The sequence below is a fragment of the Clostridium lamae genome (assembly GCF_033043255.1).
GTDB classification, from domain to species: domain Bacteria; phylum Bacillota; class Clostridia; order Clostridiales; family Clostridiaceae; genus Clostridium; species Clostridium lamae.
The window spans coordinates 26292-43342 of record NZ_JASCQJ010000001.1 but is presented as its reverse complement, the minus strand read 5'-3'; the positions used below and the strand labels follow the sequence as shown (position 1 = coordinate 43342).

At 31.5% G+C, this 17051-nt stretch carries 14 protein-coding genes and 1 pseudogene; 1 reads left to right on the top strand and 14 read right to left on the bottom strand.

Annotation, left to right across the window (positions count from 1 at the left end):
• Positions 1 to 69 precede the first annotated feature (69 nt).
• The 14 genes from QK892_RS00190 to QK892_RS00125 form a co-directional block, all read right to left on the bottom strand.
• On the bottom strand, positions 70 to 555 hold the full coding sequence (locus tag QK892_RS00190; protein WP_317271497.1) for a hypothetical protein: 486 nt from the start codon (positions 553 to 555) through the stop codon (positions 70 to 72).
• A gap of 253 nt (positions 556 to 808) precedes the next feature.
• Positions 809 to 1774 carry a 1,4-dihydroxy-2-naphthoate polyprenyltransferase gene (menA, locus tag QK892_RS00185; RefSeq protein WP_317271496.1) on the bottom strand — a complete coding sequence of 322 codons (966 nt, stop codon included), beginning with the start codon at positions 1772 to 1774 and terminating at the stop codon, positions 809 to 811.
• 222 nt (positions 1775 to 1996) lie between these two features.
• Complete coding sequence (gene ilvC / locus QK892_RS00180) at positions 1997 to 3001, bottom strand: ketol-acid reductoisomerase (RefSeq protein ID WP_317271495.1); 1005 nt, start codon at positions 2999 to 3001, stop codon at positions 1997 to 1999.
• Positions 3002 to 3020: 19 nt separating this feature from the next.
• Positions 3021 to 4691: a biosynthetic-type acetolactate synthase large subunit gene (gene ilvB, locus QK892_RS00175; RefSeq protein WP_317271494.1), complete on the bottom strand. Its 1671-nt coding sequence runs from the start codon at positions 4689 to 4691 to the stop codon at positions 3021 to 3023.
• 238 nt (positions 4692 to 4929) lie between these two features.
• Positions 4930 to 6588, bottom strand: coding sequence for a dihydroxy-acid dehydratase (gene ilvD, locus QK892_RS00170; RefSeq protein ID WP_317271493.1), 1659 nt, complete (start codon positions 6586 to 6588; stop codon positions 4930 to 4932).
• A 17-nt stretch (positions 6589 to 6605) separates the two neighbouring features.
• Entirely contained in the window at positions 6606 to 7676 is a 1071-nt protein-coding gene (gene leuB, locus QK892_RS00165; RefSeq protein WP_317271492.1) for a 3-isopropylmalate dehydrogenase, read from the bottom strand.
• Between the two features lie 150 nt (positions 7677 to 7826).
• Complete coding sequence (gene leuD, locus QK892_RS00160; protein ID WP_317271491.1) at positions 7827 to 8315, bottom strand: 3-isopropylmalate dehydratase small subunit; 489 nt, start codon at positions 8313 to 8315, stop codon at positions 7827 to 7829.
• A gap of 269 nt (positions 8316 to 8584) precedes the next feature.
• Positions 8585 to 9844: a 3-isopropylmalate dehydratase large subunit gene (leuC, locus tag QK892_RS00155; protein ID WP_317271490.1), complete on the bottom strand. Its 1260-nt coding sequence runs from the start codon at positions 9842 to 9844 to the stop codon at positions 8585 to 8587.
• A 17-nt stretch (positions 9845 to 9861) separates the two neighbouring features.
• The gene (gene cimA / locus QK892_RS00150; protein WP_317271489.1) at positions 9862 to 11457 is read right to left on the bottom strand and encodes a citramalate synthase; all 1596 of its coding nucleotides are present in this window, start codon (positions 11455 to 11457) and stop codon (positions 9862 to 9864) included.
• Positions 11458 to 11618: 161 nt separating this feature from the next.
• The gene (ilvN, locus tag QK892_RS00145; RefSeq protein ID WP_317271488.1) at positions 11619 to 12131 is read right to left on the bottom strand and encodes an acetolactate synthase small subunit; all 513 of its coding nucleotides are present in this window, start codon (positions 12129 to 12131) and stop codon (positions 11619 to 11621) included.
• Between the two features lie 615 nt (positions 12132 to 12746).
• Positions 12747 to 13523: a 4,5-DOPA-extradiol-dioxygenase gene (ygiD, locus tag QK892_RS00140; RefSeq protein ID WP_317271487.1), complete on the bottom strand. Its 777-nt coding sequence runs from the start codon at positions 13521 to 13523 to the stop codon at positions 12747 to 12749.
• 361 nt (positions 13524 to 13884) lie between these two features.
• Positions 13885 to 15228: a phosphoglucosamine mutase gene (gene glmM, locus QK892_RS00135; RefSeq protein ID WP_317271486.1), complete on the bottom strand. Its 1344-nt coding sequence runs from the start codon at positions 15226 to 15228 to the stop codon at positions 13885 to 13887.
• An 83-nt stretch (positions 15229 to 15311) separates the two neighbouring features.
• Positions 15312 to 15617, bottom strand: coding sequence for a YerC/YecD family TrpR-related protein (locus QK892_RS00130; protein ID WP_394854990.1), 306 nt, complete (start codon positions 15615 to 15617; stop codon positions 15312 to 15314).
• Between the two features lie 101 nt (positions 15618 to 15718).
• Positions 15719 to 16549: an AIM24 family protein gene (locus QK892_RS00125; protein WP_317271485.1), complete on the bottom strand. Its 831-nt coding sequence runs from the start codon at positions 16547 to 16549 to the stop codon at positions 15719 to 15721.
• Positions 16550 to 16691: 142 nt separating this feature from the next.
• Here QK892_RS00125 and QK892_RS00120 point away from each other — a divergent pair.
• Positions 16692 to 16894: pseudogene (locus tag QK892_RS00120) on the top strand (hypothetical protein); the annotation flags it as partial.
• Positions 16895 to 17051 lie beyond the last annotated feature (157 nt).

Genomic DNA, 17051 nt, shown 5'->3' with positions numbered 1-17051 from the left:
ATAAATAAATTATAACTCAAAAAAGGCTATCTTGAACCATACCTTTTAAGATAACCTTTAATTACTTAACTATTTAAATGCATCCTCTATTCTATCTTGCATTTCTTGTACTTTATCTTTAGATATATCTGTTTTATCTCTAATAGCTGTATCATATTGATTGAATAGATTTTCCATATCATCTAATGTACTTCTCATAGAAGTATCTTCAGCTGTATTTCTTAAATTTGTTAGTTTATCTCTAAATTCAGTACTATATTCATCCCAATCTTCAGTTTTAATATTATCTATTCCACCTTCAACTTTACCCTTAAATTCTGTATATAGACCATTTACAGAAGCCATATTATCATTTACTGCTGATCCTTGATTATTAGTACCATTTGTATTTGAATTAGTCTTATCTGATGTTCCAGCCTTATTCGATCCATTTGTTCCTTCTGCTACTCCTGTACCAGAATTATTGGTTGTTGATGGATTTTCCACATCACCTTTTCCACAGGCTGCCAGTCCTAAACTACACGTTATTAACATACCTATTAATAATTTTTTCACTTTTACTCCTCCTTTTCTCACCATACAATTATTTTCTCTCTGAAATAATAAATTATACTATTATATAGGTACCATATTGATTACTCTATTGACTCTTACGTAATAGTAAAATTAATAGATTCACTTTATAACTAGAGAGAGTAATTTATAAAAAATTATTCTCATAATAATACTTTTATAAATTACTAAAAATAAAAAAATAATTTTCAAAATCCAAATAGAACTCTGAAAATTATTTTTTAAATATTATTTTTTAACTATTCACTATTACCTTCAATACTACTCCACCTAATATAGTTAAAGCATAGACTAAATTTGTGGCTATAAAATTTTTCACAGCTAACCCAAACGTGTCTTTTTTAGTTTGAAGCTTATTGAATTTATTAATATTCTCTCGAACTACTTTTAATACTAATAAAGTTACTATTGATATTACTGGTAATATTCTAAGTGAAACTGCTGATACTATAGCAATAAATCCAATATAATATAACCACTTATATAACTTCAAAGCATTTTCTTTACCAATATATATTGGAAGTGTATATCTTTTATTCTCTATATCTTCTTCCATATCACAAAGATTATTTGCAAGCATTATATTTGCAATTCCCATTATTGGAGACACACATATAATGAATATATTAATTAACTCTATAAAATTAAAACTAATATTTATATTGTTTAATTGATTAAAGCTAATATTTAATATTCCAACATCAAATATATGAATATAGATAGATAAAAATGTTATTATAAATCCCATAGCAAGTCCTGAGAAAATTTCCCCAAAAGGTGTTCTTGAAATTGGAATAGGTCCAAAGGAATATGTAATACCAATTACAAAGGATATAGCTCCAATTAACAATACTATTATATTTGTATTTTTAACTAATAATAATCCTAAAGTAGCTGCTATAACTAGCATTGAAATAATTATTCCCTTAACTACTTTTGGATTTAAATTATGTCTTACTATTGCATTATGAGTCTCGTATCCATATCCTTCTTTTTTAATCGCTTTTGAATAATCCATATAATTATTTATTGCTGTTGTAGTCATATCAAAAATTATCATTGATAAAAACATTATAATTGCATTCTGTAAATTAAAATAATCATATCTATATAAAGTATAAAACGTACCTATTAAATACGGAATCACACTTGCTGCTTTTGTTTGTATTTCCACTAGTCTAAAAAAACTTTTAATATTCATTCTTTTTCCTCCTTTTATATGTATTTTATATTTTAGCACAATTAAAGTTTTGGATAAATGTTATATCCTTTCTCTATCAAAAGCTCCAAGCTTCCTTTATAAAATATTTCTCCTATCTTATGATGAAGGTAATAATTTCTCATTTCATTTGGAATAATAAAAAAGAAATTCAGCAATAGTACTGAATTTCTTAATAGAACTTCAACAATTCATTCTTAATTCTTAATCTAATTTCTTAGTATCTATCCAACTCATCATTTCTCTAAGTTCTTTACCAACTTTTTCAATTGGATGTTCCGCTTCCATCTTTCTTCTTGCATTAAACATAGGCCTTCCAACTTGGTTTTCTAGTAACCAGTTCTTTGCAAATGTTCCATCTTGGATTTCCTTTAGAACTTTCTTCATTTCTTTCTTTGTTTCATCTGTTACTATTCTATCACCAACCATGTAATCCCCATATTCAGCAGTATCAGATATTGAATATCTCATCATTTCCATACCACCTTGATATAGTAAATCTACAATTAATTTCATCTCATGTAAACATTCGAAATATGCATTTTCTGGTGCATATCCTGCGTCTACTAAAGTTTCAAATCCAGCCTTTATAAGAGCTGTGCAACCACCACAAAGTACTGCTTGTTCACCAAATAAATCTGTTTCTGTTTCATCTTTAAATGTAGTTTCTAAAACTCCTGCTCTAGCCCCACCTATACCATTTGAATATGCTAAAGCTAAGTCACGAGCATTTCCTGTTGGATTTTGATATACAGCTATTAAGCATGGAACTCCTGATCCTTCAGTATACGTTCTTCTTACCATGTGTCCAGGTCCCTTAGGTGCACACATAAATACATCTACATCAGCCGGTGGAACTATCTGTCCATAATGAATATTAAATCCATGTGCAAACACTAAAGCATTTCCAGATTCTAAATTCGGTGCTATTTCTGATTTATAAACCTGTGCTTGTTTTTCATCTGGTAATAAAATCATTATAATATCAGCTGCCTTTGTGGCTTCTGCAACTGTCGCTACTTCTAATCCAGCTTTTTCTGCTCTTTCCCATGATTTACTTCCATTATAAAGCCCAACTACAACATCTACTCCACTTTCATGTAAATTTAATGCATGTGCATGTCCTTGGCTGCCATATCCAATTATTGCAATCTTCTTCCCACTTAATAATTCTAGATTTGTGTCCTTTTCATAAAACATTTTTGCCATTTGACTAACCCCCTATTATTTAAACATCATCTTCGCTAATTATTTGATTAATTGGTGCACCTGGTGCGACCATTGGAAATACTTTTTTATCGTTGTGTATAACATAGTCTATTACAACAGGTCCATTATACTCTAAAGCCTCCTTGAAAACAGGTGCAAACTCCTCTTTTTCGAATACTCTATATCCCTTCCCCCCAAACGCTTCTGCTACTTTTACAAAATCAGTTGTACTATTTAAAGTTGTTGATGAATACCTTCCTTCATAGAAAAAGTTTTGCCACTGTCTAACCATTCCTAATGAATTGTTATTTACTATTATAACTATTATAGGTAAATTATTTTTAGCGGCTGTTGCTAATTCATTACAGTTCATTCCAAAGCTTCCATCACCAGAAATATTAATTACTTGCTTATCCTTTAATGCCATTTGAGCCCCTATCGAAGCCCCTAGACCATATCCCATAGTTCCAAGACCTCCTGATGATATAAATGTTCTAGGTGTCTTGAATTTAAAGAATTGTGAAGTCCACATTTGATGTTGTCCTACTTCTGTTGTAAGGACAAACCTTCCATCATCTAACTCACTTAACTTTCTAAATAAAAACTCTGGAGTTAACTCTCCTGTTTCAGATGTATCTTGCACATTTAAGCTCTTAAGCTCTCTCATCTTTTTAAGCCATTCTTCATTCTTCTTTTCTTTAAGAAGTGGTATTAGCCTTTGAAGTACTATTTTTAAATCTCCAACTACGAAAGCATCTACTTTTACATTTTTATTTATTTCTGCTGGGTCTACATCTATATGAATTATCTTTGCATTTTTAATCTGCTTATTATTACTTATAACCCTATCACTAAATCTTGCACCAAGATTAATTAATAAATCACAATTACTTGCTAATATATTAGAAGCTTTACTTCCATGCATTCCTATCATTCCCGTAAATAATGGATGATTATATGGAAATGATGACATGGCCATTAGAGAAGTTGCAATTGGCGAATTTATTTTATTAACTATTTCTTTAAGCTCTTCATAAGCTCCTGATGCAACAACTCCTCCCCCTGCATATATAAATGGGTTTTCTGCTTCATTAATTAATTTTGCAACACTTTCTAATGCCTCTTTAGTTATATGCTTAGTTCTTCTTTCAATAGCTTTAGGAATTATCGGTTCGTATATTGCTTTAGCTGCTGTTATATCTTTAGGTATATCTATTAATACAGGTCCTGGCCTTCCTTCTTTTGCTATATAGAAGGCTTCTTTAATTATCCTTTGTAAATCATTAACATCTTTAACGATATAATTATGCTTAGTTATAGGCATTGTTATTCCAGCAATATCTACTTCTTGGAAACTATCCTTTCCTAATAGTGGCCTAGTTACATTCCCTGTGATAGCAACTATAGGAATAGAGTCCATATATGCAGTAGCAATACCAGTAACTAAATTAGTTGCTCCTGGTCCAGAAGTCGCTAAACAAACTCCAACTTTTCCAGTAGCCCTTGCATATCCATCAGCAGCATGAGAAGCTCCTTGCTCATGAGCTGTTAATATATGAGTAATCTTCTCCCTATACTTATAAAGCTCGTCATATATATTAAGAACGGCACCGCCTGGATATCCAAATATTGTATCAACACCCTCATCTAAAAGGGATTTTATTAAAATTTCAGCTCCTGTTATGATCATAAATAGCCCCCTCTTTCTAATTGATAATGCGTAATGCATAATTGATAATTGTGGAAATAATTCAGCAAAGCTGAATTAATAAATTTTCTAAACTCCGAAGGAGTTTATACATTAATTGTGCATTATCCATTACGCATTATGCATTTTGCGTAAGCAATAAGTTCTTTCATTTTCTAAAACTCCGAAGGAGTTTTTACCTCAATTAAGTATTATGCATTATGCATTACGCATTATATAATTATTTTAATATTGCCCCTGTGCTAGCTGAGCTTACTAGCTTAGCATATCTTGCTAAATACCCTTCTGTTACCTTTGGTGGTAGTGGTTTGAAGTTCTTTCTTCTTTCTTCTAAAACTTCATCATCTACTAATAGTTCTAATTTTCCATTTGGTATATCTATTGAGATAATATCTCCTTCTTCTACTAATCCTATAACGCCACCTTCAGCTGCTTCTGGTGAAATATGTCCTATTGCAGCGCCTTTAGTGGCTCCACTGAATCTTCCATCAGTTATTAATGCAACATATTTATCTAATCCCATTCCTGCAATTGCTGATGTAGGTGATAACATTTCTCTCATACCAGGGCCACCCTTAGGTCCCTCATATCTTATTACTACAACATCACCTTTTACTATCTTCTTAGAAAGAATTGCAGCAATAGCATCTTCTTCTAAATCAAATACTCTTGCTGGTCCTTTATGCACTAACATTTCTTCCAATACTGCTGATTTTTTAACTACTGCTCCATCTGCTGCTAAATTCCCTTTTAATACCCTTATTCCACCAGTTGAACTAAATGGCTCCTCTATACTCTTAATAATATTGTAATCAAGAACTTCTACTCCCACTAAGTTTTCCTTATGAGTTTTTGATGTAACTGTTACACAATCTAAATCTAAAAGATCTTTCTTTGAAAGTTCCTTCATAACTGCTTGAATTCCGCCAGCCCAATATAATTCCTCAATATGAGTATCTGAAGCTGGTGCTAATCTGCAAAGATTAGGAGTTATTTCTGATACTTCATTTATCATATCTAGATTCAAATCTACCTTTGCTTCATTAGCAATGGCTGTTAAATGAAGAACACTATTAGTTGAACATCCTAAAGCCATATCTACAGTTAATGCATTTCTTATTGACTTTTCATTAACTATATCTCTTGGTTTAATATCCTTTTCTAATAAATCCATTATTCTCATACCTGCATATTTAGCAAGTCTCATTCTTTCTGAATATACTGCTGGTATTGTTCCATTTCCAGGTAAACCTAATCCTAATACTTCTGCTAAACAGTTCATTGAATTAGCTGTAAACATTCCAGAACATGATCCACATGTTGGACACGCTTTATTTTCCATATCACATAAATCACCTTCTAGCATAGTACCATTTTCAAATGCACCAACTGCTTCAAACATTGTTGATAGTGATACATCCTTGCCTTTGAACTTACCTGCAAGCATTGGTCCACCACTTATAACGATTGCTGGTATATTAAGTCTTAAAGCAGCCATCATCATACCTGGTACAATCTTATCGCAATTTGGAATCATTACTAAGGCATCAAATGCATGTGCCTTAACCATACATTCAATAGTATCCGCTATAAGTTCTCTTGTAACTAAAGAATATCTCATTCCTTCATGTCCCATTGCAATTCCATCACAAACACCTATTGTAGGAAATACTATTGGAGTTCCTCCTGCTATTAGTACTCCTTTTTTTACTGACTCAACTATTTTATCTAAATTTATATGACCTGCTATTATATCATTTTGTGAGGTTACAACACCTATTAATGGTTTATTTATTTCCTCATCAGTCAAACCTGTTGCCTTCAATAAAGATCTATGTGGTGCCCTTTGTGGGCCTTTTTTCATTACGTCACTCCTCATATATTTCACCTCTCATTTTATATATTTTTTAATACTAATTTCCCTATCTCACTAGTGCCAACTAGCTTCATTCCATCACTCATTATATCCCCAGTTCTATATCCCTCTTCTAAAACCCTAACTACTGCTGCTTCTATAACCTTTGCTTCATCTTCTAAATTGAAGCTATATCTTAGCATCATTGCTGCAGAAAGTATAGTTGCTAAAGGATTGGCTACTCCCTTTCCTGCTATATCAGGTGCACTGCCATGTATAGGCTCATACATTCCAAGCTTTCCTTCCCCTAAAGATGCTGATGGCAACATACCAATAGATCCAGTTATCATACTTGCTTCATCTGATAAAATATCACCAAACATATTAGAAGTAACTATTACATCAAATTGCTTTGGATCTCTTACTAATTGCATAGCAGCATTATCCACATACATGTGATTAACATGAACTTCTGGATAATCTCTAGAAACTTCTTCTATAACACTTCTCCAAAGTCTTGAAGTTTCTAATATATTTGCTTTATCAACACTTGTAAGTTTTTTATCCCTTTTCATAGCTGTTTCAAAGGCAATCTTAGCTATTCTCCTTACTTCATTTACATTATATCTTTCAGTATCATAAGCACCTTTAACTCCGTCTACTTCTTCTCTTCCTCTTTCCCCAAAATATATTCCACCAGTTAATTCTCTAACTACACATATATCTATTCCATCACCAATTATGCTATCCTTAAGTGGTGATGCATCCTTTAATGGTGCATATAGTAATGCTGGTCTTAAGTTGCAATATAAATTCATACCACCTCTTAATCCAAGTAATGCTTGCTCTGGTCTAACCTTTGCATTTGGATCATCCCACTTAGGTCCCCCCACAGCCCCAAGCAATACTGCATCTGCCTTTTTGCAAGCTTCTAAAGTTTCTTCCGGCAAAGGTGTGCCTTTCTCATCTATAGCACATCCCCCTGCTAATAAATACTCATATTCAAAAGTATGATTAAATTTATCCCCAACACAATTTAAAACATTCACAGTTTGTTCCACAACCTCTGGACCAATTCCATCCCCTGGTATTACTGCTATTTTATAATTCATCTAAATAACCCCCGTTTATTAATTAATAATGGATAATGCATAATTGATAATTGTTGAAATAATTCAGCGAGCTGAATTATGAAATTTCCTAAACTCCGAAGGAGTTTATTCATTAATTATGCATTGTGCATTACGCATTATTCATTTACTTTATTGCTTGCTTTTAATGTAGTTTACTAACCCACCGCAATTAATTATATTTTGCATAAACTCTGGGAATGGCTCTCCCTGATATTCTTGATTCTTAGTAAGATTTTTAATTGTCCCTGTTGTAAAATCTATATCTAATTCATCTCCTGCATCTATTGATTTAACTGCTTCATCACACTCCAATATAGGTAATCCTATATTTATTGCATTTCTATAAAATATTCTTGCAAATGTTGATGCTATTACACAACTTACTCCACTTTCTCTTATAGCTATAGGAGCATGTTCTCTAGATGAACCACATCCAAAGTTTTTATTTGCAACTATAATATCACCCTTTTGAACCTTATTTGTAAATTCTTTATCTATATCTTCCATACAGTGTGTAGCTAATTCCTTCGGATCAGAAGTATTTAAATACCTTGCTGGAATTATTACATCTGTATCAACATTATCTCCATATTTGAAAACTCTACCTTTTGCTTTCATTTAAAATCCCCCTTTTTAGTAATGGGAAGAATGAATAATTAAAAAATGAAATTTTTTTCTGTTATTTTTTCATTCTTTAATTTTTTCATTTTTATGTTTCCCATTTATTATTGCTTAATAGAAATTCCGAAGGAATTTCATCCATAATTCTTTCATTTCTTCATTTCAATTTTGCGTTAGCAAAAGAGAAACTTCATTCTTTCATTTTCTAAAACTCCTTTGGAGTTTTCTCCTTGATTATGCATTGCGCATTATGCATTACGCATTATCTATACTGCTTCTGGGTTTGTTATTTTCCCAGTAAGTGCTGATGCTGCTGCGACTGCTGGACTCGCTAGGTACACTTCTGATTCAACATGTCCCATTCTTCCCACGAAGTTTCTATTTGTGGTCGAAACTGCTCTTTCTCCTTTTGCTAGGATTCCCATATGTCCTCCTAAGCATGGCCCGCAAGTTGATGTTGAGAATATTGCCCCAGCCTCTACTAAATCTTTTATTATCCCTTCTTCTAAAGCTTGAAGGTATATTTTTTGAGTTCCAGGGAATACAATACATCTAATTCCTTTTTTAATTTTCTTTCCCTTTATTATATCTCTTGCAATCCTTAAATCTGAAATTCTACCATTTGTGCAAGACCCTATAACTACTTGATCTACTTCTACTTCCCCAACTTCATCAATTGGCCTTGTATTTTCTGGTAGATGCGGAAATGCTACCGTTGGCTTTAATGTACTTAAATCTATTTCATAAACTTCGTCATATTCAGCATCTTCATCAGCTTCATAAACTTTCCATTCTCTATCTGAATGTTCCTTTAAATATTCAATAGTTACATCATCTACAGGGAATATTCCATTTTTCCCACCTGCTTCAATAGCCATATTTGCCATCGTAAATCTATCATCTATTGAAAGATACTTTATACCATCTCCGAAGAACTCCATTGATCTATACAAAGCTCCATCAACACCAATCATTCCGATTATATGAAGAATTATATCTTTACCGCTTACCCATTTAGCTGGCTTATTCTTTAAAACAAATTTTATAGCTGAAGGAACTTTAAACCAACATTTTCCAATAGCCATACCGGCTGCCATGTCTGTAGACCCTATTCCTGTTGAGAAAGCACCTAGAGCTCCATAAGTGCATGTATGTGAATCTGCCCCAATTGCAACATCACCAGCAACTACTAGCCCTTTTTCTGGAATTAAACAATGTTCAATTCCCATTTCTCCAACATCAAAATAATTAGTTATATCCTTTTCCTTCGCAAACTCTCTTATCATCTTATTTTGCTCTGCTGCCTTTATATCTTTATTAGGAGTAAAATGATCAGGTACTATTGCTACCTTTTCATTGTCAAATACCTTTTCTAATTTTAATTTATAAAATTCATTAACTGCTACTGGTGAAGTAATATCATTACCTAAGACTAAATCTAAATCAGCTTCAATTAACTGCCCAGCCTTTACACTTTCTAACCCTGAATGGGCTGCAAGAATTTTTTGAGTCATAGTCATTCCCATGTTTTTAGTCCCCCTTTTTAAAAATAAGTTTTTATTTTCTTTTCTATATCTTTTATCAATTTATATTCAATCGAATCAACTAGTGCTGTTAAACTGGCTTGTACAACATCTCTAGATACCCCAACAGTACTCCAGTTCTCTACCCCATCTGTTGACTCTATCAACACTCTTACTTTTGCACCTGTAGCGCTTTCTGAATCTAAGACTCTAACCTTATAATCTATAAGTCTTACTTCTTTCAATTGTGGATAAAAGCTTTCAAGTGCTTCTCTTAGTGCCTTATCTAAAGCATTGACTGGACCATCACCTTCAGCTGCTGTCATTTTATTTTTCCCTTCAACTATCACGTTTATTAGGGCTGTTGAATTAAAGTCCTTTGTATTCCATGATTGCTCCCCAATTGTTTTAAAATGTTTTAGTTCAAAGAAAGGCTTATACTTACCAATCGTCTTTCTAATCAAAAGCTCTACTGTACCTTCAGCCCCTTCAAATTTATATCCCTCATATTCTAGTTCCTTAAGTCTATTAGTTATTTTACTAACCTCATCGCTTTCTCTAGTTATATTAGGAAATATTTTTTGAATTTCCTTTAAAACTGTGCTTTTTCCACTCACCTCAGAAACTAAGAATCTTCTATCATTTCCAACAATCTCTGGTTTTATATGCTCATAGGATTCTGGTGTTTTAAAAATTGCATCTATATGCATTCCACCTTTATGCGCAAAAGCTGATGCTCCAACATATGGCATATTGTCTAAAAGTTTGATATTAGATATCTCTGAAATATATTTTGCTGTTTTCGTAAGTTCTAATATTTTATTCTCAGGTATAACTTCATATCCAAGCTTTAATTGCAATGTCGGTATTATAGTTGATAAATTTGCATTCCCGCATCTTTCACCAACACCTATAAAGGTTCCTTGTACGTGAGATACACCACCTTCTACAGCTATTATTGAATTTGATACAGCCATTCCTATGTCATTGTGACAATGAATTCCTATCTTGCCACCTATTGAAGATACTACATCATCTACAATTTCTTTAATTTCTGAAGTTAATGTTCCACCATTAGTATCACAAAGTACTACTACATCTGCCCCAGCTTCCCTCGCTGAAATTAATGTTTTAATAGCATATTCACGATTAGCCTTATATCCGTCAAAAAAATGTTCAGCATCGAATATAACTTCTTTATTATGACTTTTTAAATAACTTATAGAGTCCTTTATCATATTTAAATTTTCTTCTAATGAAGTTTTCAATATCTTCTTAACTTGAAAATCCCAAGTCTTACCGAAAATTACTACTACATCTGTATCAGCTTTTAATAAACTTTTTATATTGTTATCAGATTCAGCTTTTATATTAGCTTTTCTTGTTGCCCCAAATGCTGATAATTTTGAATTCTCAAGCTTCACTTCCTTCATACGCTTGAAAAACTCCATATCCTTTGGATTAGATCCAGGATTACCAGCTTCTATATAAGAAACCCCCAGTTTATCTAAAGCAATAGCAATCTTTATCTTGTCCTCAAGAGAAAATGAGATATCCTCACCTTGTGCCCCATCCCTTAATGTAGAATCAAAGATTTCTATACACCTTTTGCTCATTGCCTGCCCCCTTATAATAATTAATAATGGATAATGCATAATGGATAATTTATGTCATAATTCAGCATAGCTGAATTATGAAGCTTTCTAAACTCCTTTGGAGTTTATTCCTCAATTATGCATTTTGCATTATGCATTACGCATTAATTTTGCATTATGCATTAATTAAAGTATTGTCCATAATTAGTAATATCCTTGTCTCCTCTTTCTAGAGCAGCTATTCCTGTCCTAACTATTTCTACAATTCCATAGTCATCCATAAGTTCTATTAAAGCACTAATCTTACTGTCATCACCTGTTAGTTCTATTGTTACAGTATTATGGGCCACATCTATTATCTTACTTCTGAATATTTTTACTACTTCATTTATTGACCCTCTTTTTTCTGGTGATGCCTTTACTTTTATTAATACTAGTTCTCTATAGACAGAATATTCTGACTCTAATTCGTGCACTCTTAGAACATCTTCTAACTTATTAAGTTGTTTTGTAAATTGTTCTAAGACATCATCATTTCCCATTAATACTATAGTCATTCTTGATATTTCTGGATTCTCAGTTCTTCCTACTGTTAAACTATCGATGTTAAATCCACGCCTTGCAAATAACCCTGAAACTCTAGTTAAGACCCCAGATGAATTCCTAACTAATACAGATAATACATGTCTTTCCAATTTTTAGCCCCCTTTTTAAAAAATTGTGTAAAAAAACCACCCTTAATGAGAGAATCATTATGGTGGTATATAATTCCGCCTTAATTTATACAATCACTAGGTTCTAACAAACCCTTGCCTTTAACGGTGCTTACCGGTTATCGCTTACTTGTACATCATTGTACTTTCTGGACACTGCTCTAGAGTGATTATTACTTAGTAAAGTATCCATTCACACCTGCCATGGACTCTCTGAAACTTTTAATCTAAATAAAGGTCTCCTTCATTGCATTTATAATCATACGGTCTTATTAAATTTTCGTATTGCTAAAATTTTACTATCCATTTCCTTAACTGTCAATAATTTTAAGAAAACTTTGACAAATCGCTTTTTTATTAATGCTTTGAATGCTTAATATTGATAATTTGTTAATTATTTCAAGTAATTATTTTTAAATCGATACCTTTTTCTTGCTATTTATATTTTTATTATATATTTTATATAGAAATTTTAGCAAATTATTTTCGCATTTATTTTACATCTTATATAAATCTCTTCGTATATAAGACATATATATTAAAATTTTATAAGAACTATTCTAATTAATCAAATAATAATTAACTTTTATCCCTAATCTATCCTATCTTAATACAAGTCATTGAAACAGAAGCATTTTGAATACTTCTATGAATCACTTCTACCTTATCGTCTTTTTCTTGTGCCCCTGCTACATATAATATTGGCAAGAAATGCTCATCCGTTGGAACTGCCAGCTTTGATATATCACCCAAAGCTTTATAGTTAATTAATTTTTCATGATCATAATTTTTAATTGCATTAACAATATAATCATCAAAGGCTTCTGCCCATTCATGTGGTTTTCCATAAGTATCATAATCAGCTAATCTTAAATTATGAACTATATCTCCACTACCTATAATTAATATTCCTTCTTCTCTGAACTTAGATAGCTTTTTACCTATTCTATAATGCTTCTCTTCTAGCAATTGTGCATTTAAGCTTATTTCAAATGTAGGTATATTAGCCTCTGGATAAACATATTTCAATACTCCCCATGCAGCATGATCTAATCCCCATTCGTCTGTAAGCTCTGCTCCCTCTTCTTTTAATTCATTGACTATTATCTTAGCATACTCTTGACCACCTGTTGGTTCATATTTTATATTATATATTTCCTCTGGAAATCCATAAAAATCATAAATTTGTCTTGGTTTTTTGCTATATGTTATATATGTTCCTCTAGTTTTCCAATGAGCTGAAATTATAATAATTGCCTTTGGCTTTTCTAACTCTTGTCCAAGTTTTGTTAATGCTCTTGTATATTCATTATCTAAAACTACGTTCATTGGACTCCCATGAGATAGAAATAAAACTGGCATTTTTTTATTCATTTTATCACCTCATATTTTTCTTTTATTATACACATATTAACCATACTTATCCACAATGTCAAATATATTCTTGTTAATAAAAAGGAGATAGATATTATATTCTTTGCTCCGTCGCAGGCTCCAAGTCGCCAAAATATAATATCTATCTCCTCATATACTGAAGGAAAGGAATTTATAAATGAAACATCTTCTCATATTCATTCTAAGGTATAAGTCCTACCAAACTAAATCAAATATTTAGGGTATCACTTAAAAATTATTCATATAGTAATATTTTTATAAATTCCTACAAAAAAAAGCTCAGACTTAGTCTAAGCTTTTCTCTTAATTATTTATTATTAACTTTTCACTCTTACTTTATTTATATTTTACTTAATATTAAATCAGCTAATCCATGAGCCATCTTATCGATTTCCTCTTGATTTTCGCCTTCTAACATAACTCTAACTAATGGCTCTGTTCCTGAAGGTCTTATTAAAACTCTTCCTACTCCATGTAAAGCTTCTTCTATTTTCTTAATCTCATTAATAATTTCTTCATCTTCTAAATATATGTTTTTCTTATCGTTTGGAACCTTAGCATTAACTAATACTTGTGGTAATTCTTTCATTATTCCTGAAAGTTCACTTAAAACTTTTCCGCTTCTCTTTCTAATAGAAGCAACTTGAAGAGCTGTAACTAATCCGTCTCCAGTTGTATTATAGTCTAAGAATATAATATGTCCTGATTGTTCTCCACCTAGTACATATCCATCTTTAACCATCTCTTCTAATACATATCTATCTCCAACTTTAGTCTTAATAGTTTTTATATTTTCTCTTTTGCAAGCAATATCTAAACCTAAGTTACTCATTACTGTAACTACTAAAGTATCATCTTTTAACTTTCCTAAATCTTTAAGATGTTTTGCACATAACATTAGTATAAAGTCGCCATTAATAAGGTTTCCTTTTTCATCAACAGCTAAGCATCTATCTGCATCTCCATCAAAAGCAAAACCTAAATCACACTTCTTTCTAACAACATATTCTTGTAATTCTTCTGGATGAGTTGAGCCACACTTTTCATTTATGTTAGTTCCATCTGGATTATCGTTTATTACATAAACTTCTGCACCTAATTTTCTAAAAGCATTTACAGCAGCCTTATAACAAGCACCATTTGCACAGTCTAGAGCAACCTTTAATCCTTTTAAATCTACAGGTATAGTTGATAAAGCATATTCAGTATATTCATCAAGTGCCCCAACTTCAATATGTGATCTTCCTAAATTATTTCCTGTTGGGCTTGGAACTCCTTCAAATCCACTTTCTATAACTCTTTGTATTTCATCTTCTAATTCATCTGGTAATTTATACCCTTTATTATCAAAAAATTTGATTCCATTATATTCAACTGGATTATGTGAAGCTGAAATCATAATCCCAGCATCAGCATTATACTCTCTTATTAAATGAGCTACTGCCGGAGTAGGAACAATGCCTAATATAACTGCTTCTGCACCTACTGATAATATTCCTGATACTAAAGCAGCTTCCAACATATCACCTGATATTCTCGTATCTTTAGCAACTAATATTTTTGGTTTATGAGTTCCCTCTGTTAATACATAAGCACCTGCTCTACCTAAGCCAAAAGCTATTTCAGATGTTAACTCTGTATTCGCAATCCCTCTAACTCCATCTGTTCCAAACATTCTACTCATACTTTTTTTACCTCTCTTTTTTCAATTGGTTATATAATATCACAATAATAGTATATATTTATAGTTTATACATTACAACTTTATTATTTCTTAATTTTTTTTAATCTCTCTAAAATTAATTCATAGCCTCCAGCCCCATAGTTTAAACATTTATTGACTCTGCTTATGGTCGCTGTGCTTGCTCCTGTTTTCTCAGCTATTTCCGTATAAACCTTCTTTTCGTTAAGCAATTGTGCAACATGCATCCTTTGTGCTAATGCCTTTATTTCATTAATAGTCGCAACATCTTCAAAGAAATTATAACATTCATCTATATTATTTAATTGTAAAATTGCCTCAAAAAATAAATCTAGTTCTGGATTCTTTAGTTTGCTTTCAACTATACCCAAATACCTCACTCCCAACTCTTATTATTATCTTTTGCATTCTTATTATAGATAAAATTATATCTTTACTATTCACAATTTACAACTATATTAGATTAAAGTAATCAATCATCTATAATTTCTTCATCAATATCTTTTAAGTCATTTAATCCCCTTTGCTTTAAGCTAGTGTAAACTGATTCTGTTGGAACAAGCCAAACTTCTCCAGTTCCTCTATAAACATTAAGTAAACCTTCACCATTTAGTGCAGTACCAATAAGAGTTGTCCCTGATTTTTCCACTGTAAATTCAATATTTCCACTTCTTAAAATCGCAAAATTTCCATCTATCTTTAATACATCTCTAAATAACTTACATCTTAGTATTTCCTTTTCTGGTACTGGAATCTCTAAAACTACTATTCCACTTCCACTTAACCTAGTTTGAAATAGTCCTTCTTTTCCGAATATCATAGAGGATACACTCTTTTGCATTACTGGTTCTACTTCCACGCCTTCTTCACAAGCATAAAATAGCTCATCATCTATTACTATTTCCTCATCTTCTAATTCAATTAATGTAAAATGTCCGAAGCTAGACTCTAGAAATACTTCTCCTGTTCCTTTTAGCATAGGTTTAAACATTGCTTCACCTGTAACTTTACTAGAAAAGAACTTTTTACCCATCCCAATTATTCCACCAGTTTTATTAACTATCTCAATATTTCCCTTCACATAACTCAAAGAACCAGCTTCTATTTTAATTGCACTATCATCTAAAATTATTCTGACTTGCTTTAATCTAATTGATGCTTCTTTCATTTGATTTATTTGTAATGCAGTATTTAAGTCCATAGCACCCTGTAGATTATCATATTCTAAAACTTGAAATGTACTTTCATTTTTCATTTCTGATATCATAGTTAGCCTATTTCTCATATTTTCTGAAGTTATCAAAATATCCCCTCCTTTTAATAATTTTACCATAATTTTATATTTTCAAACTATCTATTTAAGCGTGTACTTAAAAGATTATAAAATTAAAATTTATTTTATTTTGGAAAGTATCTTATGAAAACAATTGTTTATAAAGGCATTGGGTGGTGCTGATATAGTAATTGATTGTGTTGGTATGGATGCTAAAATGTCTACATTTAAAAAAATAGAATCTATACTTAAGGATGTAAATTTGATTCTAGAGATATTATAACTCATAGAATATCTTTAGATAATGGTGAACATTCTTATGATATTTTTGATAACAAAAGAGATAATTGCATAAAAGTAATTTTAAAACCATAATATTTTACAAAGCAAAATAGTGAAGAGTTAAGAAGTAATAGTGAAGAAATTAGGAATGTTTTGCTTTGCAAAACTTAAAATATATTAACATTTAGACATATACCAAACCTAACTTTCTAATTCACTATTACTCATTCACTATTACCTATTACCTATT